Genomic DNA, 25153 nt, shown 5'->3' with positions numbered 1-25153 from the left:
AAATAAGACTTTCAATCCTTGGCATGCACCTATGCTGAGATGTGCATTAATCGCATTTACCTTACATCGCCATGCCTACGCCTAATTCTGCCTCACCCGCCACGAACGTGCCTCTGTCTGGCCAGCTCATTATTGATGCCATCTTGCATGCCATCAAATGGGGTGGCGACTTATCCACAGGCGCGACCATTTCATATAGCTTCCCCTGGACGAGCGGGGATTCTTATTTTTACGGTTTCACTTCTACCGGCAAGTATTCCAAGCTGGAAGAACAAAAAGCCACGTCCCATTTTGCCCTGACTACAGAACAACAGCTTTCTGCCAGCAAGGCCTTCCAGGCCTGGGCCAACGTCGCCAACCTGAATTTCGTACCAGTGGCTGACAATATCAGCAGTGCTGGGGATATCCGCATCGCCTGGACTTCGGCAGTTGATATAACATCAACGAATAAAAAAGCCTGGGGCTGGGCATACCAACCGAACAAAAGCTATCCTGACGGTGGTGATATCTGGATTTCGACAGAAAGCTCAGGAGCTACCAATAAAGACTGGAGTACAGGCTCTTATAATTTCATGTCACTGATGCATGAAATTGGCCATGCCCTGGGTTTGAAACATCCTTTTGACGATGAAGGGACGACTTTGCCTGCTTCTCTCGATACCAGGCAAAATACCATCATGTCGTATACCAGTGTAGTCAATGATTTATTCCGTACCATCAGCTATGACAGCAATAACAAGCCCGTGTTTACCTACAAGGATGTAGTTCAGGAAACACCCATGGTCTACGATATCGCCGCCATGCAATATCTGTATGGTGCCAATAACAGCTACAAGACAGGCAACGATACCTACACCTTTGATCCGAATACCCCATTTTTTAAAACTATCTGGGATGCTGGTGGCAACGACACGATATCTGTCGCTAACTTTAGCCTTGGCTGTGTGATAGACCTCACGCCTGGCAATTATTCTGATATCCGCATGATATCTGCACCCAATCCCAAGGGGTATACCGGCGGCACGGTCCCAACCTATGACGGCATAGGCAACCTGGGCATCGCCTTTGGTGCCTATATAGAAAACGCCATAGGTGGTGCCGGGGACGATCGCTTGATAGGGAACAAGCTCAATAATAGTTTCACCGGCAACGGTGGCAATGACGCCATAGACGGCGGCCTGGGTCTGGATACGGCCAACTACAGTGGCTTGCACGGCGATTACATTATCACGGCAAGTGGCGTCACCGCGGTCGTCAAGGCTAAAACTGGTATCGAAGGTACAGATACACTAGTCAGTGTAGAGCGTCTGCATTTCAGCGATGACAACATCGCCCTCGATATCAGTGGCATTGCTGGACAGGCATACCGACTTTACCAGGCTGCCTTTGACCGCAAGCCCGACTTGAAGGGCCTGGGTTACTGGATCAATGACATGGATAATGGTTCCAGTCTGACTACGGTGGCAGCAGGTTTCATGCTCTCCCCCGAGTTCCAGAAACTATATGGCAGCGCACCGTCGAATACCACGCTGATCAACAATTTTTACCAGAATGTCTTGCACAGGACACCAGATAAAGCCGGTTTTGATTACTGGCTGGACCAGCTCAATACCCATAAAATCACTGCTGCCGGTGCCCTCGCCAGTTTTTGTGAAAGCGCCGAAAACCAGGCACTGGTCATAGGTTCTATACAAAATGGCATAGAATATCTGGCCTGGCCTGCTTAAACACGCCGTTTTCCCCATTCTCAAGGTAAAGCCTGCCACGTCAGTGGCAGCTTAACCTACAATGACGACATATCCGCCGGGCTGCTTATACCTTAAGCGGCCTGTTGTCGCTCTCTCTATACAGAAATACATCCATGTCAGAATCCACCGCCTTCAATAACCTGCCGCTATCCGCTCCCATGCTGGCCAATCTGGACAGCCTGGGCTACAAGGAAATGACAGCCATACAGGCAGCCAGCCTGCCCATCATCCTGCAACAGCAAGACTTGATCGCTCAGGCCAAGACCGGCAGCGGCAAAACCGCTGCCTTTGGGCTGGGCATACTGGCCAAACTCAATCCGACTTATTTTGCCGTACAAGCTCTGGTGATATGCCCTACACGTGAACTGGCAGACCAGGTCGCCAATGAATTACGCCGTCTGGCCAGGACCATGCCCAACGTCAAAATCGTCACCCTGTGCGGCGGCACCGCCATGCGCCCACAAATTGCCTCACTCGAATATGGTGCCCACATCGTGGTCGGTACGCCTGGTCGCCTGATCGACCATATCAGCCGTAACACCATCAACCTGAAAACCGTACAGACACTGGTGCTGGATGAAGCCGACCGCATGGTCGACATGGGCTTTTATGACGATATCTACGACATCGTCGCCGCCACGCCAGCACGTAGGCAAACCCTGCTGTTCTCGGCCACCTACCCGGACGATATACGCCAGGCCAGCGAGCAACTATTGCGCGACCCGGTGGAGATCAAGGTCGAATCCCAGCATGCCGCCAATCACATCGAACAAATGTTTTACCTGGTCACACCAGAAGGACGCAATACCGCCGTCGCCACCCTGCTGCATCATTATCAGCCGACCTCCACGATTGCTTTTTGCAATACCAAGATCCATTGCCGCGAACTGACAGAAGAATTGCACGCCCAGGGCATCAGCGCCCTGGCCCTGCATGGCGACCTGGAACAACGCGACCGCGATGAAGTCTTGATACGCTTCGCCAACCAGAGCTGCTCCGTCCTCGTCGCCACCGACGTCGCCGCCCGCGGCCTCGACATACAAACCCTGGGTGCCGTCATCAATGTCGATGTATCGAAAGACACCGAGGTCCACATCCACCGCATAGGCCGCACCGGTCGCGCTGGTGAAAAAGGCCTGGCCCTGAGCCTGGCCACCCCCGGTGAAAAGAAGTGGGTCAAACTGATAGAAGAATATCAGGGCGTATCGGTCAACTGGGACGACATCCACACCCTCGAAGCCGGCCCGGAAAGAGACTTGCAAGCCCCCATGATGACCATCTGCATCATGGGTGGCAAAAAAGACAAACTCCGCCCCGGCGACCTGCTCGGTGCGCTGACGGCTGACCTGGGTTTGAAAAAAGAACAGGTAGGCAAAATCAATGTTTCGGAATTTGTCACCTATGTCGCCATAGACAGACAGGTAGCAGAAAAAACCGTGGACAGGCTGAGCCGTACCAATATCAAGGGCAGGCAATTCAGGATGCGGATTATTGATTGATTGCGGCATCACAAAATATCAACAGCAATTGGATTGATGATGTTGTTGGGTGTGACTTTGGGGTTGTAGTTGTTTTTGACGTTTGCAGTTCCCATGTGTAGACGCCGTTTGTGCGGTACAGAAAATGGAAAAAGAAGAGCCGATGTCTGAGCGTAGCGAGTTTCGGATCTTCCCATTTTTTGTACCGCACAAACGGGAACCCCGCAGGGGCGGCTACGCCTGGGTCGCCTTTTTTCGCTTACCTTTTTTGGCGAAGCAAAAAAGGTGAGTAGCTGCCGGGCTACCCCCGGCCGGCAGTCTCAAATAACGCATAGAGACATTAAAATCAGATATGCAATTATGATGTATCTGATTTTAATTTACCTTATAGTATGCCACAAACGCCGCTGGATTCCTGCCAAAAGCACGCAGGAATGACGTTAAGAAGATTGTCAGTAGTCGAAGAAAACAGTTCCTATACCTGCCTCACCAACAACTTCCCTACATCCACATCTCCCGCCAATCTCATCCCAAAATACTCCTGCAACAAGGCCCTGTATTCATCCTCACCATGGATAGTATGCACATGCCGCCCGAGACTATCCGTGACTATGCATTTGTTATTCGACATACTGACACGCCCGGCCAAAGTCGCGATGGAACAAATCGATTTTTGCGTGAAATGCGATAAAGGCGAAGTCTGTTGATACTCACACATTTCAAAAAAATCGCTAATCGCATGCGCCTGCAAACTGAAGCGGTATTGCGCATGCCCGGCACCGCCATCCCTGGCCTGCATGAGCACGTGATGCTGCTCCACATCTGCTGCCAGATAATAATGCAGGCCCAGTTCATGCACGCCTTCACCACCTAATTGCAAAGGTGTACGGAAGCAATCACCAAAGCCCACATCGGCCAGATAGTCTTGTCCATCCACATGCACCAGCAATAACATGTGATCAAAGTCTGGCCCATAGTCTTTGCCATTGTGTACGCGGGCAGACAAGCGGCTGACGTTAAATCCCAGGGCTTCCAGCAAGAGTGCAAAGGCCTGGTTCAACTCATAGCAGAAACCACCGCGGCCTTGCTGCAATAATTTATCCAGCAAAGCATGCGTCGATAAATCCAGTTTTTTTCCCAGGCTGATATCGAGATTTTCAAACGCAATTTTTTGCAAATGCGCATGATGCAAAGCGTTCAAAGTCGCCAGGTTGGCAGTACGCGGGCCCAGATATGCCAGTCTGTGCAGATAAGTTGAGACTTGGGTTTCATTGAGCATGCAAGGCCTCCGCAAAGTTGTCTATCGCCGGTAAATGCTGGGCATGGATAAATTCATTTTCACAATGCGCATACAGCATGCCCTGATAAGCCATGCCCAGATAGGCAAAAGTCAGCTGGAACACTTGCTCAAAGCAGGCAGCGGGCTCGGCATCACAACCCGTTCCCAGCAAGGCAGCCTTCTTACTGCGTAATTGCCGTCCCAGGTCTTTTTCGATTTTCAGTAAATCAGAAATCCTGTCCATGAAAGTTTTCATGGTGGCGCTGGGGGCATACCAATACATGGGCGTCGCGAAGATGATGCGTTCAAAGCTCAGCGCCTGCTTCATGAGTGCCAGGAAATCATCATCCCGGTTTTTGAATTCATAATCAAAGGGGGCGATCTGATATTGCTTGAGATCGATGACGCTGGCTTTGAGTTTGCTGGCAACGGCCATCGCCAGTTCAGCAGTATTACCTGTGCTTCTGGAACTGCCAACGATAATGACGGTGCTGGTTTCAGTCATGACTACGATGAGCAACAAAGAAAGCTAGAATATACTCCGCTATGGCAATTCTTGCAGATCAAGCCTGCACAGCCATATTACGCACCATGGCTGTGGCCGTCGCACTAGCGATCAAATGCGCATCCTGATATAACTCAGCCGCCAGGAAGCAAATATCCTTGCCGCGCTTTACTATGCGTGCCTTACCCTGTATCAGCCCCACTTTTGCGGCACGATGGTAAGACACATTCAGGTTCAGGGTAGGGGCAAATTCACCAACAGCCAGAGTCGCTGCCAATGCTGGCCCCATGCTGTCGTCCAGCATGGCTGCCAGAAAACCACCCTGGATATTGCCAGCCGGATTGGTAAATTCCAGCCTGGCCTGGAACTCGGTTTCTATCGTGCCTGCTTCTGCATCTATCTGTGTAAAGCGTATACCCAGGGTTTGTGCTGCCGGTGGTGGCGGCAATTCACCAGCCTGTATCTGCCAAAAGAAATTTTGCTTGCTCATACCATCTCCACTAAATAGATGAACACAGTATAAGCCAGCGCAATATCAATTGCTGGTAGGCGACTTATGCACATAGCCATGCAAGGCATCTGGCAAGCTGCTGGTGGATATCTTGCCTAGTAAATGCTCCAGTTTATTCCCATGCAATTGATGCGGACGCTGCCACAGATAACGCATTTTGATGACCGCACGCAGCATGGGCGAAAACCAGCTTATGCCCTGCATCAGCAACCACGGCATAGGCTTGGCTTTCAATGTGCGACCACTCAATTGTTCGAGTGCGATATGCACATCCTTGCCGGTGGCTGTGATACCGGGGTAATGCATGACCTCAAATGCAGGCAGACGCTGACGTTGCTCAGCAACGCGTACAAATGTCCTGGCCAGGTCGGGCAGGTAGGCCCAGGCATGTGGCATATCATCTGGCCCCATATGAGTGACCACGCCTTTGGTGAGTGATTTGGTGATCGCCATATCCAGCCAGGTGCCTGTCCCGCCGATAAAATCACCGGCGCGCAAAATCACGCAGCGCAAGCCTTGCCGGGTGGCGGCCTGTAGACTTGCTTCCATGGCGATGCGTTGCGCCGCCCTGGGGGTATTGGCGACAAAGGGCGTGTCTTCTGCCAGCACTGCCGGTAAATCAGCACCAAAGTTATACACATTGCCGGGCACCATCAACAAGGCCTGGCTGACGGTAGCGATGCGTATGACCGCTTCCGTCGTTGGGGGTAATAGCGTATCCCAGCGGGTGTAGTCGGGATTGACTGCATGTATCACCACATCCACCCTGGGCACGGCAGCCAGTATGCGGGCAGTATCAAGTACATCGCATTGCAGGAATTCAATATTGCGCCCCGGCCTGTCATGGCTGGCTGTACGTGCCTGGGCGATCACGCGCCAGCCTGCATTAGCAAAGGCCTCGACAGCAGCCTGGCCCAGACGGCCTTTCGCACCCAGCACCAGGACTGAGGGTAGTTGGACATTGCTCACTTTGCTTGCAAGATTCATAGGGAATTCCTTTTTATGTCTGTCAGCAAATTGGCTGATGAAAGTATTTTCATGCACAGGCTATGCATTTACAATCGACATGCGTGGATAGATATTATTCAAATTTGCATACCTCTATGACTATCGCCATCAAGGAATCCCATGTCTAAGCTCACTTTTGATCCCAGCCAGACTGACTGGAACCTGATACGCAGCTTTGTTGCTGTGGTCGAACAAGGCTCCTTGACGCGGGCAGCCGAGGTGCTGGGCCTGAGCCAGCCCACCCTGTCAAGGCAGATCGCCGAGCTGGAAAGCAGCATAGGTGCAGCCCTGTTTGAAAGAGTGGCGCGTGGTTTGAAATTGACCAGCACGGGTGAAAACCTGGTGGAACCTGCCCGTCATATGATGGCAGCGGCACGTACACTGGGCATGGCTGCGGCCACACAAAATCATGAGATGCGCGGCACAGTCAGGATCACCGCCAGTGAAATGGTATCTGGCTTTGTATTACCAGCCTTGCTGCGTCAACTGGCACAATTGCATCCTGAAATCCAGATAGAGCTCGTCGCCAGTAACCAGGTCAGCAATTTGCTGGAACGTGAGGCCGATATTGCCATACGCATGATACGACCCACGCAGTCTGCCCTGATTGCCCGTCACCTGACTGACTGGCCCATAGGCATGTATGGACACAAAGACTATCTGGCCAGCTTGCCCGGTTTACCAGCAAAAGACCAGGTAGCCACGCTGGCATTGATGCAAAAATTTCGTTGGCTGGGAATGGATCAGTCCGACCAATTTATCGCTGGCTTTCGTGCCGCTGGACTGCAGATAGACCGCAGCTTCTTCGACTTCCGTTGCGATAACCACCTGGTCAACTGGCAAGCCATACAGCAAGGCCTGGGGATAGGTATCGCCATGCGCTGGCTGGCAGAGCGCCATGCAGACCTGGAACAGGTATTGGTGGAACAGGAACTGCCATCCCTGCCAGTGTGGCTGACCACGCATAGGGAACTCAAGTCCAGCAAGCGCATTCGGACGGTGTTTGATTTTCTGGCTGAAGGCTTATTGCAGCACAGGTTTTAAATCGCAATGAATTTGCAGGCTCTCCGTGGCGTTCCTATGCAATTGAAAGCCTTGCGCAGCCAAGGCTGTCTGCACTAAAACAAGGTCGGCATTAAATTTTTTGATACGCCGCGCCTGCCATGATATGGGGGTAAAGACACTGAGAGGCAGCAGACGCACCCTGCGTCCATGAATAGTGATAGAGACATCGATGTGTGTACCATCAAGATCATGACCATTGCTACCAAAGATGTCGTCTATCTCGTCTTTTCTATGCGGGTATAACATGCCAAACAGCCAGATTCCCATACGACGGAATACAGTTCTGGCACGTCCAAGCTCGGTAACTGCAGGCTCATACGCACGCGTCAATAGCAAACCAAGGTGTGCAGGCAAGCTGGCCTGCGCTGCCTGCAATTTTTGCCAGGTCAGCTCGTCTACCAATACCTGCTTCGAGGGCCAGCGTGGCATGACCAGAATATCATTGTGAGCGCCTGGCAATAGAGTGAGTAAGCTCAAGGGTAGTCCAGCAATAGTCTTTGTCGCATCTTTATTGTTTGCCCTCAGCTTTATTCACCGCAAATATCGAATTGATCAATGTCGAACAAGTACCAGGCGCCATCCGCATTCACGAATATCAGGCGATAGGATGGCTCGGGTAATTTACTGTTAGAAAAAGGGCTTACATGCCATGCTTCCACAAGAACAAAATCAGGCTTGCCATCGGCATCCAGGTCCAGTGTAGTCAGGCTGGCTTGCGTGAATTGCTCGTGTATCTGATTCTTGTTTTGCACATCATATTGTAATTTTCGGGGTGGCTGAAAATCCAGCTTTATCTGTTCTGCAAATCCTGGCAGCGCTTCTTTGGAATAAAAGTGGAAAAGTGTTTCATCGCTAAAATTTTTTCCCTTCTTCCGCTCTCTCAGGCTTTTTACTGGCTCACTCTGCTCAGCAGAAACGCCCAGCCGAAAGCCATCCTTGCAAGTACTTGCAGTGTTGTAAGAAGCACTGCTATAGGAGGCAGATTTCAATTGTCCATCCAGCATCAGCCTATGTTTATAAATAGCCTGCTGTAAAAATACGTCCAGTTTGCCAATATCCCACCAGCCAAGCAGAGCTCTCGAAGAAGGATCATATTGATGCCAGTAGGGTCCACTCTGAACCTTGATTGCATAAGGAATCTGGAACTGGGTAGATAGTTCTTCTATCCTGGCAGAAGGCTTGCCCAGCTCAGGCAAGGACTTGAAATAAGAAGCTGTGGCCACTGGTAGTTTGAGTTGACGCAACATGAGCAAGACACCAGGATAAAACAGGGAAGGATGCAGGCGCGCAGCGGCAGCCAGGGTATTTTTTTCCGGCATTTCTTCTGCCTGGGCCAGGGCCAGTATTTGCGTCCAGGAGGCTGGTGGTTTGGAGTGAGCTGAAACCGGCTCTATGACACCGGCTGCCATGCGCTGTTTCATGGCCTCGAATTCTGGTATTGGGAAACGCCTGGGAACAGGTGGTTTTTCCCAGTTGAACTTATCGTCTACTGTCTCCAGCGCTTTTTGCTGGGGACTGAGCATGGTCTCTTGAAAAAATTTACCAGCCTCCTGCAAGCGTCGCAAGCTGGGTGCTATCCAGAACATACGGGCAGGATAATAATTGCTACTTGAACCAGTCCGGTTTTCACTGTCTACAAAGTCTTCCAGGCGTAATGCCTTATCGCCCAATAAATTGCAGGCGATAAAACCTTGCTGCCCTTCACCCCAGGAAATTGCGCAGAATTTGTCTGTGGATGCCGACTGGTCCAGTTGCACTGAAGTATTGGCAACCAGATGCGTCAACACTGTCGCATTGGCATCCGGTTTGGATCGCACATTGACCCATGAACCATGCACCCAGCGTGTCTGCGTTGTCGCAGTTTGCGCCATTGCATCCCAACTTATTCCAGTAAAAAATAATGCTGTTGCGACGAGGGCAAGTGGTATTTTTTTCATGGGCGAGTTAAAAAATCTCAGGAATTTTGTGCACGCAGTTTTCTTAATGATCGCAACCATGGTACTGGTCTATATCAAATAAATACCAATGCCCACCTGCATTGACAAACAATATTCTGTATCCTGGTTCAGGTACTTTGCTTGAAGAATCAGGTCCTATATGCCAGGCTTCTATCATGGCAAAGTCGGCGATGCCATCATGGTCAAGATCAAATGTGTTGATGCTGGCCTGGGTAAATTGTTCGTAACGCTTAGCTTTATCTGTTGGCTCATATTGCAGGGGCATGGGTGCCTGCAAATTCAAGCTTACTTGCCCATGCAATGCTGGCAGTTTGGATTGCGTATAAAAGTGAAATAGCGCTTCGTCCTTGAACTGCGTTTCTGCCTTTCTTTTTGCAAGACTTTTTATTGCTTGTCCTTGCAGGGCAGGTCCGCCAAAATGAAAGCCTTCTTTGCATACGCTATCTGACAAATGATATTTCAAATCGCTGTTTTCTGATTTCAAACTACCGCTGAGCATGAGCGTATGCTTGATGACAGGGGTTTTCAGGAAGACATCGACTTTGCCCATGTCCCATGAATTTTTTGTGGATGGTCCAGGAGGCTCATAAGCATCCCAGTATGGTCCACTGATTATCTTGATGGCATACGGTTTTTGAAATTGGAACGATAATTGTTCTGGCAAGGTCGAGGGTTTCCCCAGCGCCTGCAATGATAGAAAATAGGAACTTGCAGGCGCTGGCAATTCTATCTGGCGCAACATCTTCAAGGCACCTGGATAAAGATTTGCGTAGTTGCTTACTTCTATTAATTTTTGGGGCGACAAGTCTTCCTCTTGTGCCAGTTTGCGCAAAGCTACCCATGAAATACCTGGCTGGAAGAATTCGGATGCTGGCTCTATCACACCCGCCATCATGCGCTGCTTCATCGCTTCAAACTCGGGAATCGGAAATCGTTTGGGTAAAGGCCGTTTATCTCCCGGAAATTTTTCTGCATAATTTTCCAGGGCTTTCTGTTGCGGGCTCAACATGCTCTCGTCAAAAAAATATCCAGCTTCTCGCAAACGGCTAAAACTAGGCTCAATCCAGAAGGCGCGCGTACGAAAATTATTCTTGTTATCGTCCGACTTATCCAGATTATCGATTAAGTCCTGTATGCTGAGTTGCTGATTACCTATCAGCTTACAAGCGATAAAGCCCCGTTGCCCCTGGCCCCAGCTAATGGCACAAAATTCTCCTTTCGACGCGGCGGCATCCAGCTGCACAGGCGTGTTCACCACCAACTGCGTCAGGACTGTTGCATTCGCTTCAGGCTTGGCCCTGACATTGACCCAGGAACCATGCACCCAACGTGCGTCAGTATCAGCTTGCGCAGCCAGAGGATGGCTGATGGCAATGGCAGTAAATAGTGCAAGCGGATACAAGAGAGGCGATATTTTTTTCATAGAAAATTCAGGCTGGTCATGGCAGCTACTGTAGCGCAACAAATATTAAAAAGGGGATTTTTACGCCAGACACTCATATGTACCGAGCTAGCTTGAGGGATTTCTCCCTTTAAAACCAACCAAACAGCCTGTAAGGGATGTCACTTTTTCTGGTGTACATGCTCACAAGATTGTCGAAGTCGATAAAATCTTGAATCGCCAAGGATATCGACGATATTACTTGCAAAGAATTTTGCCATACATTTCAATCGCACTAATTAATGCCCATATAAATGAGGAGATGGCAATACTTAAGTATGTGAGCATCCCTGGCAAAAGATTTGCATGGGGAAACTGTTGGTTTGACTCAGACGATGATTACTTCAAGAAAAATCAGATAATGGATTGCACATATTCTGAAGCCAGCGCAGCCAGAGAAGAAAATTTTTTACTATGAACACTAGTCAATGCTACCCACTCTTTCATGGGACGACCTTTACCAGAAGGATCCCATAAAACCGCCCCCGCAAGCGCCATTGCTTTGGTGTGTGCATCACCCGACAATTTGAAAACCACGGTATCTTTATGCTGTGCCACAAAGGCCTTGCCATTGATTTTCAGACAGGCTTTGCCGAACATTTGGCCAGCCTCTGCCAATTCAGCTGTAGTCAATTTCTTTGCCAGCTTTTCATACTCTGCCAGTGCTTCACTCATGATCCATCCTCGTCAGATAATGGAAGAATTTTAATGGGAGAATTTTTTAAATAAAAACGAATTACAGATTTTCTGATTCAAGCATTAATTTCGGCACCCCAACCGTCATAATTTACGCCGTATTGCGTCGACAGAGATTCAAATTTTTTCGTCCATTCCTGCATGTCGCTTAACTCCAGCAGCATTTCTTTGCGGGCTATCAATTGGAAGTCTGGGTGATCATCATCCGGTGTATATAATTCCAGCTCAAAATTCATCGCTCCCAATACTGCGGCAAGGGTTTCCAGTTTTTCCCTGGCTGGGCTTTCAAAGCAAAATTCTGGCTGATGCGGCCGGGAGAAATCACTACCCATTTCCAGCATTTGCAACATGAGGGCTGCATCAGGGTCATCGGAATTTTTTAATTGATACAATAATTGTTCCGTCGTTTGCATCTTGAATATACTCAGGTAATTTCAAAAAAATAGGAACGATTTGCGCCTGACTCAGGCGCAGGATCGGGCCCAGCTATCCAGCCAAGAGCTTTGTACAAACTGATGGCGCTTTGCATGCTATCCCAGGTATCCAGGTGCAAAGTCTTGAAGCCAAGTTGCCTTGCATCCGCCATCAAAGCTATCAATAAGCTCCGTCCTATGCCTTTGCCGCGATAATGATGATCGACGTGAAAACCAAAAACTTTCCCCTGCTGATCATGCATACGCTCCAGCGCGATGCAGCCGCAAATGTGGCCATGCAATTCTGCAACCAGCTCTATGGCATTTTTTGTCCCGGGCAAGCCTGCAGAAGCAATTGCAGCATCCAGCCCATCAAATTCAACTTCGATACCAAAAGCACCAAGCGAGGCTAGTACGATATGACGTATTTCAGAATTATCTGCTTCCTGCGCACTTCTTACTACCAGGCTTGCGTCTAACATTCTCACCTCGTTTGTACTACGCATTTGTACTACTCGTTTTTATACTTGCTACAGCGATTCTGCCACAGCCTGAAATACACAAAGGCTTTTATTTTATTGAATGATCTTGCAAAAAAAAGCAGACAGCAAGTACAGATGCAAAAAGGGCCAGACATTTCTGCCTGACCCTTTTTTGCTTGCACCGGATGATTCAGCCCTGCAACAGATACAAAGTCTAGCCCGCTCCCAGATAAATAAACTTGAACAGGAAAACCGCAGCTATCGCCCAGACGATGAGCTTGACTTCTTTGGCACGTCCGCTTAACAATTTCAGGACGGCAAATGAAATGAAGCCAAATGCGACACCGGTTGCAATCGAATAAGTAAAGGGCATCAGTAAAGCGGTAATGGCCGCAGGCACGCTTTCTGTGGTGTCTGTCCAGTCGACTTCAACCAGTTCACGCAACATCAGGCAAGACACGTAGAACAGCGCTGGCGCAGTAGCACAGAATGGCACGACGCTAGCCAGCGGCGCAATGAACAGACAGGCCAGGAACAGCAGGCCGACAGCCACGGCTGTCAAACCTGTACGGCCCCCGGCTTCCACACCGGCCGCGCTTTCTATGTAAGCTGTCGTACTGGAAGTGCCCAAAAAAGAGCCCGCAACGATGGCCGTACTGTCAGCCAGCAATGCCTTGTTCAGTCTTTCCATTTTGCCGTTGACCAGCAAACCCGCACGGCTGGCAACACCCATCAGCGTACCTGTTGCATCAAACAATTCCACCAGAAAAAATACCAGCACAACATTCAGGATACCGACCGAAAGTGCACCCATGATATCCAGCTTGAACAGGGTAGGGTCAAGTGAAGGCGGCATGGACACGACACCGTGGAAGGTATTACCGGCAAAGAAAAAACTCAATACCGTCACGCTCAGGATGCCGATCAGGATGGAGCCTTTGATACGGTAGCGGTCCAGCGCCACGATGAGGAAGAAGCCCAGTATGGCCAGAATGGGTTGTGGCTTGTGCAAGTCACCAATACCCACCATGGTGGCTGGATTGGCAACTACAATGCCGGAATTTTTCAATGCAATCAGACCCAGGAACAAGCCTATACCCACCGTGATGGCGGTACGGATGGAACGCGGTATGCCATTGACGATCATCTCGCGCAGGCGAAACACACTGACTGCCACAAACAGGCAACCCGAGATGAATACCGCACCCAGCGCTGCTTCCCAGGGTATGCCCATGCCCTTGACGACGGCATAAGTGAAGTAGGCGTTCAAGCCCATGCCCGGTGCCAGCGCCATGGGATAGTTGGCATACAGGCCCATGATCATGGTACCGATTGCGGCGGCCAGACAGGTGGCGACAAACACCGAGTCCTTGGGCATGCCAGCGTCACCAAGGATAGAGGGGTTGACGAAAATGATATACGCCATCGTCAGGAAAGTCGTCAGACCTGCCAGTAATTCTGTGCGTACATCGGTATTGTTTTCTCTTAACTTGAAAAATTTATCGAGAAAGGAAAGCTGCACAGGGCTGTGACTGACAGGCCTGTTGCTATCTTGTGCAGCCGGAATTTGCTCGGAAGTTAACACGTTTGTCTCCTTGATTATGGATAATCCAATTTTTTTGTTTGTGAAAAGACGATAGCGCAATTATTTCGATATCAAGGCTAAGGAATTTCTATAGATGCTATTTGAATTTGAATATGTGCCCGGTCCCCATCAATTTTTCAGCCAGTAATCTGGTTGTGCATAGATCGCCTTCAGGGTGTCTATGAAAAACCGTGTCTTCACAGGCAAATGCCGTTGTTGCGGGTATACAGCGACGATGTCGTATTGCGGCAGGGCATAGTCATCCAGCACGGTAATCAATTCTCCCGAGATCAGTTGCGACTGTATTTCCCATGAAGAGCGCCAGGCCAGGCCCAGGTCTTCGCAAGCCCAGCGGTGTAGCAATTCGCCATCATTGCAATCGAGATTGCCGGCCACCTTGATGGTCACAGGCTTGCCGTTTTGCTGGAAATACCAGCCGCGCTGTTGCCCGCCCTGCAAGTTGAAGGCAAGGCAATTGTGCTGGGCCAGGTCTTCCAGCGTGCGCGGTATGCCATGCCGCTCAAAATAGGCTGGCGTGCCGCAGACCACACGGCGGTTACTGGCCAGTTTGACGGCAACAAAATTGGGATCGATATTGCCGCCTATGCGTATGCCCAGGTCATAACCCTCGCGTACCAGATCGACCACCCTGTCGGTCAGGTTGAAGGAAATCTGCACGGCAGGATTGGACTTCACGAATTGCGGTGCATGCGGTGCCACATGCTTGCGGCCAAATGCGGCAGGGGCTGAGACGATGAGGTGGCCAGTGGCCTTGTGCCGTCCTTCAGATACCAGTTGATCGGCATACCCCAGGTCAGCCAGCAATTTGCGGCAATGATCGAGATAAACCGTGCCCTGCTCCGTCAGCGTCAGATGGCGGGTGCTGCGGTGCATGAGCTTCACGCCCAAGCGTTTTTCCAGCGCATCGATGCGGCGGCCCAGCATGACCGGGGTGATGTTCTGGCCCAGCGCGGCGCGGGCCAGGCTGCCTTTTTCGACGACATCGACGAAGGCTTCGATTTGGGTGAGTTTGTCCATGGTTTATCCATGTGAATTTGGCATGAAAACCTCTCACCACAGAGACACCGAGGCACAGAGGGGGCACAGAGAAATCTTGAGAGGCCTCATTATTCCATACTTTTTGTATTGAATAAGACGAGAATTTGTCGTCTTATCAGCCGTCCCTTTTGCCTTTAGCATGTGTTTCAACATCTGCATACACACGACTAATAGCAAAACTGGAGAGCAAAATGGCAAAGATGACGGCGGCGCAGGCGGCGGCTTATGTGTTGGAAAAAGAAGGCGTGCATCAGGTGTTTGGGGTGCCGGGTGCGGCGATTAATCCGTTTTATGCGGCTTTGAAGAAGCAAGGCACCATCAAACATATACTGGCGCGCCATGTAGAGGGGGCTTCCCACATGGCCGAAGGCTATACCCGTGCCCAGGCTGGCAACATCGGCGTCTGCATAGGCACATCCGGCCCGGCGGGTACGGATATGATTACCGGCCTGTATTCTGCCCAGGCAGATTCCATACCCATACTCTGCATTACTGGCCAGGCACCCAGGGCAAGGTTGTACAAGGAAGACTTCCAGGCGGTGGATATAGAATCCATTGCCAAGCCTGTCACCAAGTGGGCGGTAACGGTGCGTGAACCGGCTCTGGTGCCCATGGTATTCCAGCAAGCTTTTCATATCATGCGCTCTGGTCGCCCTGGCCCGGTATTGATTGACCTGCCATTTGATGTACAGATGGCCGAGATAGAATTTGACCCGGACACTTATCAGCCGCTGGAAGTGTATAAACCCAAGGCCACCCGCGCCCAGATAGAAAAAGCGCTGACCATGCTCAATGATGCAGAGCGCCCTTTGATTACCGCTGGTGGCGGCATAGTTAATGCCAATGCCTCAGCCTTGCTGGTGGAATTTGCCGAGCTGACTGGCGTGCCCGTCATACCTACCCTGATGGCCTGGGGGGCAATAGCAGATGACCACCCGCTGATGGTTGGCATGGTGGGCCTGCAAACCAGCCACCGTTATGGCAATGCCACCATGCTGGCATCTGACTTTGCGCTGGGCATAGGCAATCGCTGGGCGAATCGCCATACAGGTTCCATTGATGTATTTACCAAGGACCGCAAGTTTGTCCACATCGATATAGAACCCACGCAAATCGGCCGTGTGTTTGGCCCTGATTTTGGCATTGTCTCTGATGCAGGCGCGGCATTAAAACTTTTCATCGAAGTCGCCAAAGAATGGAAAGCCGCAGGCAAACTCAAAGACCGCTCTGCCTGGGTAGCCGATTGCCAGCAACGCAAACGCACGATGTTACGCCGCACGCATTTTGACAATGTGCCGGTGAAACCGCAGCGCGTGTATGAAGAAATGAACAAGGCCTTTGGCCGTGAAACCTGCTATGTCAGTACTATCGGTTTATCACAAATCGCGGCAGCGCAATTCCTGCATGTGTATTACCCGCGTCACTGGATCAACTGCGGCCAGGCTGGCCCGCTGGGCTGGACCATACCGGCAGCCCTCGGTGTCTGCGCCGCTGATCCGCAGAGGCAAGTGGTCGCCATCTCTGGCGATTATGACTTCCAGTTCATGATAGAAGAACTGGCCGTAGGCGCGCAATTCAAGCTGCCTTACCTGCACGTGGTCGTCAACAATTCTTACCTGGGCTTGATACGCCAGTCACAGCGTGGCTTTGACATGGATTATTGCGTGCAACTGGCTTTTGAAAACATCAATGCGCCAGAGCTGAATGGCTATGGCGTCGACCACGTTGCCGTCGTCGAAGGCCTGGGTTGCAAGGCCATACGTGTGACTGAGCCTAGCGCTATTGCGGATGCCTTTGCCCAGGCCCAGCGCTGGATGCAAGAGTTCCGCGTGCCTGTGGTCGTCGAAATCATCCTCGAACGCGTGACCAATATCGCCATGGGCACCGAGATCAGCAATATCAATGAATTTGAAGAGCTGGCGACGGAAGATGGCCATGCACCGACAGCCATCGCTTTGCTCGATTAAACAATTAGCGAAAATTTTCAGGTGCCGGGCCTCCCCGTCTGGTACCCCGTGAACTCCCGTAGCTATGCCGCGGGAGGCTTACGGTCACTCATCTACAAGGATATGCGATGACCAGACTGGCCGCCAATCTCAGCATGTTGTTTACCGAACATGCCTTCCTCGACCGCTTTGCCGCTGCCGCGCAGGCAGGCTTCAAGGCTGTGGAATTTTTATTCCCCTATGCTTTCGAAGTAAAGCAGATCGCAGAAAAACTGCAGGAAAATAATCTGCAACTGATATTGCACAACCTGCCCGCTGGTAACTGGGAAGCGGGTGAACGCGGTATTGCTTGCCACCCTGAGCGTGTTGATGAATTCCGCCAGGGTGTAGACATTGCCATCGCTTATGCAAAAGCCTTGAATGTCACTCAACTGAATTGCCTGGTCGGCATACGCCCGGCAAATGTCAGCGCACAGGAAGCGGAACAAACCCTGGTTGCCAACCTGCGCTATGCGGCGGACAAACTGAAAGCTGCAAATATCAATCTGCTCATCGAAGCCGTCAATACCTACGACATACCCGGCTTCTTCTTATCCGGCACACAGCAGGCGCTGGACCTGATACGCGCTACCGGTTCAGACAATATCTTCGTCCAATACGATATCTATCACATGCAGCGTATGGAAGGTGAACTCATCAATACCATCAAGAAAAATCTGACGATGATCAGACATATACAGCTAGCCGACAACCCAGGTCGCTTTGAACCCGGCACAGGTGAAATCAATTACCGCACTATCTTCGCCGCACTGGCCGACATGGGCTACCAGGGCTACCAGGGCTACCAGGGCTGGGTAGGCTGCGAATACAAACCGCAGAACGGTACTGTCGCTGGACTGGGCTGGATCAAATCGCACGGCCTTTAATTATTCAAGACCATTAACCACAGAGGCACAGAGACACAGAGGAAAAGCAAAGAGAGGAATCTTGTTGATATACGTGACTTAGGAAAAATTGTTTTTCTCCTGCCTTTCTCTGTGTCTCTGTGCCTCTGTGTTGAGAGGTCTTAAGCAAACTATTAACTTTATCAGGAACTATCATGGCTAAAATTGGATTTATAGGTTTGGGTATCATGGGTGCACCTATGGCCGGGCATTTGCAGGCGGGTGGGCATAAGCTGTATTTGCACGACATCAAGAACCCGCCGTTTGAATTGATAGAACGTGGTGCCACCGTCTGTACATCGGGTGAAGAAGTCGCCAAGCGTGCGGACATCATCATCATCATGGTGCCAGATACACCGCATGTAGAAGCGGCGCTGTTTGGTGAAAACGGTGTTGCTGCTGGCCTCGACGCTGGCAAGATCGTGGTGGATATGAGTTCTATTTCCCCGATTGCCACCAAGGACTTCGCAAAAAAAATCAATGCTCTGAAATGTGACTACCTCGATGCGCCAGTGTCCGGCGGTGAAGTCGGTGCCAAGGCAGCAAGCCTGACCATCATGGTCGGTGGCCCGGAAGCGGCCTTTGACAAGGCCAAACCCCTGTTCGAATTGATGGGCAAGAACATCACCCTGGTGGGTGGCAATGGCGATGGCCAGACCACCAAGGTTGCCAACCAGATCATCGTTGCGCTGAACATACAGGCCGTGGCGGAAGCCTTGCTATTTGCTTCAAAAGCCGGTGCAGATCCGGCCAGAGTCAGGCAGGCACTGATGGGCGGATTTGCTGCATCGCGCATACTGGAAGTGCACGGTGAGCGCATGGTCAAACGCACTTTCAACCCCGGCTTCAGGATAGAGCTACATCAAAAAGACTTGAACCTGGCTTTGCAAGGGGCAAAAGCCCTGGGTGTATCTTTGCCAAATACGGCAACCGCGCAGGAATTGATGAATGCCTGCGCTGCTAACGGCATGCGCGGTCTTGATCACTCGGCCCTGTGTCGGGCGATAGAGATCATGTCGAATCATGAGATTGCCAAGGTTTGATCGTTGTTGGCCTTCGACAGTGAATGCACGAAAAAAATTCACCTGGCGCTATGCGGTTTGAAGGCATACTAGATTTTGAAATATTCTTGTAGGTTGGGCTACGGTTTACCAGCCCAACACTGGGCCTGCAATTGACACGTACGTCATTGAGCCGCCAAGTGTTGGGCTGATGAAACGTAGCCCAACCTACGAGGCCCGGCCCAAGTAACGAAGCAACACAAAGTTTTTAAGAAAGCCCTGACATGACCACCCTAGCCCCACGCCAGTTCTTGCTCGACCTCTACACCAGCGCCGTTGCCGCCGTCAGCGCAGAGAAGTGCCTGCCCGCCTTTTTGCCAGCACCACCGGCAAAAGGCAGGACGCTGGTCATCGGTGCCGGTAAAGGCGCAGCAGCCATGGCCAAGGTGGTGGAAGATCACTGGCAAGGTGAACTCTCTGGCCTGGTCGTCACCCGCTACGGCCACGGCGCAGACTGTCGCAAAATAGAAGTGGTGGAAGCCGCTCACCCTGTACCCGATGAAGCAGGCAAGCAGGCTGCAGCGCGCATACTGGACATGGTGCAAGGGCTGAGCAAGGATGACCTGGTACTCTGCCTGATCTCTGGCGGTGGCTCTGCCTTGCTGGCTTTGCCTGCAGACGGCATCAGCCTCGAACAGAAGCAGGCCATCAACAAGGCTTTGCTGAAAAGCGGGGCAGCAATTTCAGAAATGAATTGCGTACGCAAGCATTTGTCGGCCATCAAGGGCGGCCGTCTGGCACTGGCTTGCGCACCGGCAAGGGTAGTGACCTTGCTGATATCTGATGTACCTGGTGATGAACCCGGCATCATCGCCAGTGGCCCTACTTTGCCTGATGCCACGACTTGCTCGGAGGCGCTGGCGATCTTGCGTAAATATGACATCGCTATTCCAGCAGAAATATTGCAGCATCTGGAAAGCGGCAAGGGTGAAACACCCAAGCCAGATGATGTGCGTTTTGCAGGTCACAGCCATCATGTGATTGCTACGGCACAGGAAGCACTGGAAGCCGCAGCAGCGACAGCACGTGCGGCAGGTATCACGCCGTATATTTTGTCGGATGGCATAGAAGGCGAAGCGCGCGATGTTGCCCTGGTGCATGCGGCCCTGGCCAAGCAGGTGGCAAAGCATGGTCAGCCATTCCAGAAACCCTGCGTACTGATTTCTGGCGGTGAAACCACCGTCACTGTACGCGGCAAGGGGCGTGGTGGCCGCAATGCAGAATTTTTGCTGAGCCTGGCAGTGGCACTCGATGGCCACAAAGATATACACGCCATCGCCTGTGATACCGATGGCATAGATGGCTCGGAAGATAATGCCGGGGCGCTGTACGGGCCGGATTCAATAGCCCGTGCTGCAACGAAGCAGATACGCGCGCGTAGCCTGCTGGAAAACAATGATGGCTATGGTTTCTTCAACGCACTGGATGATCTGGTTGTCAGCGGCCCTACACGCACCAACGTCAACGACTTCAGGGCCATCCTGATCTTGTAAGACACAACTCAAACATTCAACGACAGCAAGAATAAGGTGCGGCGCGCCGGGATGTCTGTCGTCTATAACAAATGAAAGCAAGCCATGAAACGCAGTCGTAAAGCAAAGATAGTCGCTACCCTGGGCCCTGCCAGCAATAGCCTGGAAATGATCAAGGCTCTGTTTGAAGCCGGTGCTGATGTGTTCCGCTTTAACTTCAGCCACGGCAGCCATGCTGACCATCAATTACGTTGCAATATCGTGCGTGAGGTCGAGGCAGAATTGGGCCGCCCCATCGCTATCCTGGCGGATTTGCAAGGACCGAAATTGCGGGTAGGGCAATTCAGCGCTGGCCGGGTAATCCTGACAGCCGGGCAGGAATTCATACTCGATAGCGATAGCACGCCTGGTGACGCAAACCGGGTCTGCCTGCCACATCCTGAATTGTTTGCTGTCATCACAGCCGGGCAATCATTATTGCTTGACGATGGCAAGCTGCGCCTGCAAGTCATGGATAGTGATGCAAACACCATACGTACCCGCGTCATCAACGGCGGTGCACTGTCTGACCGCAAGGGCGTGAATGTGCCAGATGCCGTATTACCCATCCCGGCATTGACAGAAAAAGACAGGCGCGACCTGGCATTCGCACTCGACATGGGCGCCGACTGGATCGCCCTGTCCTTTGTGCAAAGGCCGGAAGATGTGGCAGAAGCCAAAACCCTGGTGGCAGGTCGCGCAGGTGTGTTGGCCAAGCTGGAAAAACCGGCCGCACTGGACAGGCTGGAAGAAATCGTCGCAGTGTCCGATGCCATCATGGTGGCCCGTGGCGACCTGGGTGTGGAATTGCCGCCAGAACGCGTACCCGGGGTACAAAAACGCATATTGCGCGTCTGCCGCAGCCATGGCAAACCGATAGTCATCGCCACCCAGATGCTGGAATCCATGATAGCCGCACCCGTACCCACCCGTGCTGAAGCATCCGATGTCGCCAGCGCGATTTATGATGGGGCTGATGCAGTCATGCTGTCGGCAGAATCAGCCAGCGGTGCCTACCCGGTTGCAGCCGTGGAAATTATGGACCGCATCATCTGCGAAGTAGAACTCGACCCCTTGTATAAAAACATGATCGCCGCCCAGCATGAAGCGCCGCAGAATAATAAGGGCGATGCCATTTGTGCCGCACTGCGTTCAGTCACGCAGATAGTCGGTGCGGTAGCTACCGTCACCTATACCACTTCTGGCCACACCAGCTTGCGCGCTGCACGTGAAAGGCCAATGGCTCCGATACTCAGCATCACGCCCAAGATAAATACTGCCCGTCGCCTGGCGCTGGTCTGGGGCGTGCATTCCAGCGTCAGTGATGTCGTACCTAACGAAGACATCCTGGTTGCCACTGCCTGCCGTACCGCCTGGCAGGAAGGTCTGGCGCAAGTCGGCGAGCAGATAGCGATTACGGCAGGTGTACCGTTTGGCCAGCCGGGCTCTACCAATCTATTGCGGATAGCCGAGATCTGGCCGCAGCATTAATGTGCATGCAAGCTCACTCCCAGACATTGACATCACTGGCCGTATGAAAATCCGGGCGCTGGGGATTGACGACGCAAAACCGGTGGCCAGTCGGTGCTTCCATGACGACCCAGCGCTCCATGATTTTGACGACTTTGGCACCGAGTTTTTCCAGACGCTGGACCTCAGCTTCCTTATTGTCGGTTTCTATGTCAAGGTGGATGCGACTGGGGTGCTTGACCTTTTGCAAGAGCATTTTCGGGCCAGTGGGTGTAGCTTCAAGGGCGACGTATTTTTCGTCCGCCTCTCCGGCTGGATAAGCTAAAGCCGCAGCCCAGAAATCGGCTCCCGGCTTGATATCATCTACCTGGCAATCAATCACAAAACATGCCAATCTACTTTTATGCATATTGAGCTCCCTTCATTTGCGTGGATGTACAGGATATCAAAAAAACAGTATCAGTAAATTGACTGCATAAAAAAAGGGCAGGCATTTACATGCCTGCCCCAACACCTTGTTACACTTTTTTTATAATGGCTGGTTTGCGACTAACAAGCAGCCAGTTTTTTATCAGTCATAGGTTACCGAAACATTGACACCTGCAAAACTCTGTCTTGCGCTCAGCATGATGTAATACCAGCGATTGGCAGTTGGATTGCTGATCGTCACGCTTTCATCATTGCCGCTCTTGACGGAAGCATAGTCATAGATACCTGTGCTTGGGTACTTGTCGAGGGCCACATACAAGTCCACATCACCCGTGCCACCGCTGGTAGTCAGTTTCAGGTTTTTCGCGCCTGCTGGCACCATGATGTAGGCATAAGCCTGGGTGCTGGATGCATAACCGCGTTTGATGCAGTTTTTACCCAGGTAACTACCGGCAGGGCAATCAGGCAAACTGTTATCGACTGGCACTGGCGGTTCACCGGCTGTAGTGGCAGCGGCTACCCAGGCTGTGAACTCATTGTCATAACGTGTACCTATATTGCTCATATAGGTTTGATAGCCATCGTAATCACCAACGCGGAACTTGGCGATAACGGCGTCCACATCACTACGATGTTTTTCTATCATGAAGCGCGTCGCCATATAACCCCAGCTATAGGCACGATTCACATAATCAGCCATGGAATAAGTGTTGCCGAAAATCTGGCTCAGCTTATAGGTGCCGGTTTTTGCCGCATCTATGGCTTTCTGATTATTGTTTTTCAGTGACAGGTATTCAGCTATGCCTTCTATCCACCAGACTGTAGGTTTGGCAGTGCCAGCACCAAAATCACCCTTCATGTCAAAGCGGCCATCGAGGTAATGGACGTATTCATGTTGCAGATTCCAGACCTGGAAGACAGGACGCAACCAGGATGCCTCATGCGCAACAAAGCGCGCCTGATTGGTGGTCGAACTTGGGTCACCTTCCAGATACATGCCGCCATTATTAGTGTCGATGCCATACAGTATCGACGCATATTTGCTGTAGTTGGTATAGTCATCAAACACGACTACTTCCAGCGAAGTATTATTATCTCCGGCGACAGGCTGACGCTTGCTTTGCAGCATGGTGTGGAAATAATTTTCTTCCGTTGCCAGCATGGAGCAAGAATCCTGCAACTGCGCAGTGGTCATGTCCTGTGCACGGATTTTCAAGCTAGGGCTGCAAGTGTAGTTGTTTTTCAGGATGGTATTAGCCAGCGTCGTTTCATAGTTGCAAGTACCATATTCTGCACAATTGGCAGTGTCATAGTACTTGACTGCCGATGCTGCATTCAACCACAGCGAACTGTCATTGCCAGTCATGCTGGAATGGCTGAGCTGGTACTTGACCATAGGCTTGACGGTAGGCTGCAGGCTGGGATACTGCATGAAACGGAAGGCTTCATTCTCGGTATCGCTGAGCTGATATTCTAGACTGGTGCCCATCAGTGCTGCTTTATTGTTGACCACGAAATTGTTCAGTGCAGTGGCATATGACGCATCACTGCGCAATACAGGCAAGGCATCAGGACGGGAATGTCCGTAGAACAGTATTGTCAATGCAGCAGTGTAGGCATCGGCAACCGTTGATGATTTCAAGGCATCCGTAGCTGCAGGATTGGCTGGCGTATTGGTGTAACGAGTAACGATATTTTTTACGCTAGACAAGAAGTTGGCTTCGTCATGCAGGTTGGTAACCAGCTTCAGGGTCTCTGCCGCTGTGCTTGGGCCGACTGTATTGGTCTTGAACAGTTGGTTGCCATCCACCAGTTGCTTGATCGGACCGCGCATGCTGGTCAGGTAACTTGCCGAAGGTGCCGGGATGATATCGCTGCCTGCCAGATAGTAACCGGCACGCAGGTAAATGATCAGGTTAACCAGCGCCATGTTAGTGGCATTGTAGTTGCTTGCTTCTTGCGCAAAACGATTGATGACCGCCGTAAAATTGGCAGGTGAATATACCTTAGCTGCATCAGTTGCATTCAGCGAAAACAGGCCATAGTGACATTCGTAGCTGGGCAGATTGACGATGTAGGTCGCCAGGGCGTCACCGCTATAGCCAGCCAGGGTTGCCATGTTTTTGCAATCGTCAGCTGGGGGCGGTGCCATCAGATTTCTTTGCTTATTGACTATGCCCAGGTCCAGGCGCGTGGCACTGGTTGGTGGCAGGTTGAATTTCTTTTGCTCTGCCGTAGGTGGCAGACTTTGTCGCAGATGCGGCATAGGTGCTTGCTTCAAACGCGCATGTTCTTCTGCATCGGCAGCATGAACCATTTGCGTCAGGCCTGTAAAGCTAAGCGCCATCAGCCCAGCCATGCTGGCTATTTTGTTTGGATATAACATGAAATACATCTCCCTGATTGTTTAAGAGTTTCAGGCAATACCGTCCCCTTCGGGCTTTTTCATCCGTCAGTTTGTAGAATGACGTCGCCCGAATTTCTGGAAGCAGGTATTTACCGACTCCATATATGTCAAAGCAGCAGACATGCACCTGCATGCCGCTGCTTGCTTTTATCAATGC

Annotated in this window: 22 protein-coding genes; 8 read left to right on the top strand and 14 right to left on the bottom strand. The window is 51.3% G+C overall.

Annotation, left to right across the window (positions count from 1 at the left end; genetic code table 11):
* Positions 1–71 precede the first annotated feature (71 nt).
* Both ACO0LF_RS06140 and dbpA read left to right on the top strand, forming a co-directional pair.
* A complete protein-coding gene (locus tag ACO0LF_RS06140) occupies positions 72–1727 on the top strand; it encodes a DUF4214 domain-containing protein (protein WP_423012959.1) in 1656 nt (551 codons plus the stop codon).
* A 134-nt stretch (positions 1728–1861) separates the two neighbouring features.
* Positions 1862–3247 carry an ATP-dependent RNA helicase DbpA gene (gene dbpA, locus ACO0LF_RS06135; RefSeq protein WP_423012957.1) on the top strand — a complete coding sequence of 462 codons (1386 nt, stop codon included), beginning with the start codon at positions 1862–1864 and terminating at the stop codon, positions 3245–3247.
* A gap of 454 nt (positions 3248–3701) precedes the next feature.
* On the opposite strand, the gene ACO0LF_RS06130 is transcribed toward dbpA, so the two are convergent.
* From ACO0LF_RS06130 to ACO0LF_RS06115, 4 genes are read right to left on the bottom strand one after another with little or no spacing between them, the layout of a single operon-like run.
* On the bottom strand, positions 3702–4505 hold the full coding sequence (locus ACO0LF_RS06130; protein ID WP_423012955.1) for an arylamine N-acetyltransferase family protein: 804 nt from the start codon (positions 4503–4505) through the stop codon (positions 3702–3704).
* The gene (locus tag ACO0LF_RS06125; protein ID WP_423012953.1) at positions 4495–5010 is read right to left on the bottom strand and encodes a flavodoxin family protein; all 516 of its coding nucleotides are present in this window, start codon (positions 5008–5010) and stop codon (positions 4495–4497) included. Before ACO0LF_RS06125 ends, ACO0LF_RS06130 begins: the two co-directional genes overlap by 11 nt.
* A gap of 58 nt (positions 5011–5068) precedes the next feature.
* On the bottom strand, positions 5069–5500 hold the full coding sequence (locus ACO0LF_RS06120; protein ID WP_423012951.1) for a PaaI family thioesterase: 432 nt from the start codon (positions 5498–5500) through the stop codon (positions 5069–5071).
* A 45-nt stretch (positions 5501–5545) separates the two neighbouring features.
* Complete coding sequence (locus ACO0LF_RS06115; RefSeq protein WP_423012949.1) at positions 5546–6508, bottom strand: NAD-dependent epimerase/dehydratase family protein; 963 nt, start codon at positions 6506–6508, stop codon at positions 5546–5548.
* A 141-nt stretch (positions 6509–6649) separates the two neighbouring features.
* On the opposite strand from ACO0LF_RS06115, the gene ACO0LF_RS06110 reads away from it, so the two are divergent.
* Complete coding sequence (locus tag ACO0LF_RS06110; protein WP_423012947.1) at positions 6650–7573, top strand: LysR family transcriptional regulator; 924 nt, start codon at positions 6650–6652, stop codon at positions 7571–7573.
* On the opposite strand, the gene ACO0LF_RS06105 is transcribed toward ACO0LF_RS06110, so the two are convergent.
* The 8 genes from ACO0LF_RS06105 to ACO0LF_RS06070 form a co-directional block, all read right to left on the bottom strand.
* Positions 7553–8071: a hypothetical protein gene (locus ACO0LF_RS06105; protein WP_423012945.1), complete on the bottom strand. Its 519-nt coding sequence runs from the start codon at positions 8069–8071 to the stop codon at positions 7553–7555. The genes ACO0LF_RS06110 and ACO0LF_RS06105 overlap by 21 nt on opposite strands.
* Positions 8072–8121: 50 nt before the next feature.
* Positions 8122–9531, bottom strand: a complete 1410-nt coding sequence (locus ACO0LF_RS06100) for a hypothetical protein (RefSeq protein WP_423012943.1) — start codon at positions 9529–9531, stop codon at positions 8122–8124.
* Positions 9532–9574: 43 nt separating this feature from the next.
* Entirely contained in the window at positions 9575–10975 is a 1401-nt protein-coding gene (locus tag ACO0LF_RS06095; RefSeq protein WP_423012941.1) for a hypothetical protein, read from the bottom strand.
* A 372-nt stretch (positions 10976–11347) separates the two neighbouring features.
* Positions 11348–11668, bottom strand: a complete 321-nt coding sequence (locus ACO0LF_RS06090; protein WP_423012940.1) for a hypothetical protein — start codon at positions 11666–11668, stop codon at positions 11348–11350.
* 77 nt (positions 11669–11745) lie between these two features.
* Complete coding sequence (locus ACO0LF_RS06085) at positions 11746–12102, bottom strand: ribonuclease E inhibitor RraB (RefSeq protein WP_423012938.1); 357 nt, start codon at positions 12100–12102, stop codon at positions 11746–11748.
* A gap of 11 nt (positions 12103–12113) precedes the next feature.
* The gene (locus ACO0LF_RS06080) at positions 12114–12584 is read right to left on the bottom strand and encodes a GNAT family N-acetyltransferase (RefSeq protein WP_423012936.1); all 471 of its coding nucleotides are present in this window, start codon (positions 12582–12584) and stop codon (positions 12114–12116) included.
* Positions 12585–12798: 214 nt separating this feature from the next.
* A complete protein-coding gene (locus ACO0LF_RS06075) occupies positions 12799–14106 on the bottom strand; it encodes an NCS2 family permease (protein ID WP_423013471.1) in 1308 nt (435 codons plus the stop codon).
* Positions 14107–14298: 192 nt separating this feature from the next.
* Positions 14299–15207 carry a LysR family transcriptional regulator gene (locus ACO0LF_RS06070; protein ID WP_423012934.1) on the bottom strand — a complete coding sequence of 303 codons (909 nt, stop codon included), beginning with the start codon at positions 15205–15207 and terminating at the stop codon, positions 14299–14301.
* Positions 15208–15419: 212 nt separating this feature from the next.
* On the opposite strand from ACO0LF_RS06070, the gene gcl reads away from it, so the two are divergent.
* The 5 genes from gcl (at position 15420) to pyk (ending at position 22181) form a co-directional block, all read left to right on the top strand.
* A complete protein-coding gene (gene gcl / locus ACO0LF_RS06065; RefSeq protein ID WP_423012932.1) occupies positions 15420–17195 on the top strand; it encodes a glyoxylate carboligase in 1776 nt (591 codons plus the stop codon).
* A gap of 107 nt (positions 17196–17302) precedes the next feature.
* The gene (gene hyi / locus ACO0LF_RS06060) at positions 17303–18100 is read left to right on the top strand and encodes a hydroxypyruvate isomerase (protein ID WP_423012930.1); all 798 of its coding nucleotides are present in this window, start codon (positions 17303–17305) and stop codon (positions 18098–18100) included.
* 173 nt (positions 18101–18273) lie between these two features.
* A complete protein-coding gene (gene glxR / locus ACO0LF_RS06055; protein ID WP_423012928.1) occupies positions 18274–19161 on the top strand; it encodes a 2-hydroxy-3-oxopropionate reductase in 888 nt (295 codons plus the stop codon).
* 242 nt (positions 19162–19403) lie between these two features.
* On the top strand, positions 19404–20672 hold the full coding sequence (locus tag ACO0LF_RS06050; RefSeq protein WP_423012926.1) for a glycerate kinase type-2 family protein: 1269 nt from the start codon (positions 19404–19406) through the stop codon (positions 20670–20672).
* Positions 20673–20756: 84 nt separating this feature from the next.
* Positions 20757–22181 (top strand): pyruvate kinase, encoded by a 1425-nt coding sequence (gene pyk / locus ACO0LF_RS06045; protein ID WP_423012924.1) that lies wholly within the window; start codon positions 20757–20759, stop codon positions 22179–22181.
* A gap of 13 nt (positions 22182–22194) precedes the next feature.
* On the opposite strand, the gene ACO0LF_RS06040 is transcribed toward pyk, so the two are convergent.
* Both ACO0LF_RS06040 and ACO0LF_RS06035 read right to left on the bottom strand, forming a co-directional pair.
* Positions 22195–22569: a VOC family protein gene (locus tag ACO0LF_RS06040; protein ID WP_423012922.1), complete on the bottom strand. Its 375-nt coding sequence runs from the start codon at positions 22567–22569 to the stop codon at positions 22195–22197.
* A 162-nt stretch (positions 22570–22731) separates the two neighbouring features.
* On the bottom strand, positions 22732–24975 hold the full coding sequence (locus ACO0LF_RS06035; RefSeq protein WP_423012920.1) for a collagenase: 2244 nt from the start codon (positions 24973–24975) through the stop codon (positions 22732–22734).
* Positions 24976–25153 lie beyond the last annotated feature (178 nt).

The sequence above is a fragment of the Undibacterium sp. Di27W genome, from assembly GCF_049340345.1.
GTDB lineage: Bacteria > Pseudomonadota > Gammaproteobacteria > Burkholderiales > Burkholderiaceae_D > Undibacterium.
This window is presented reverse-complemented; position numbering and strand designations above follow the sequence as displayed.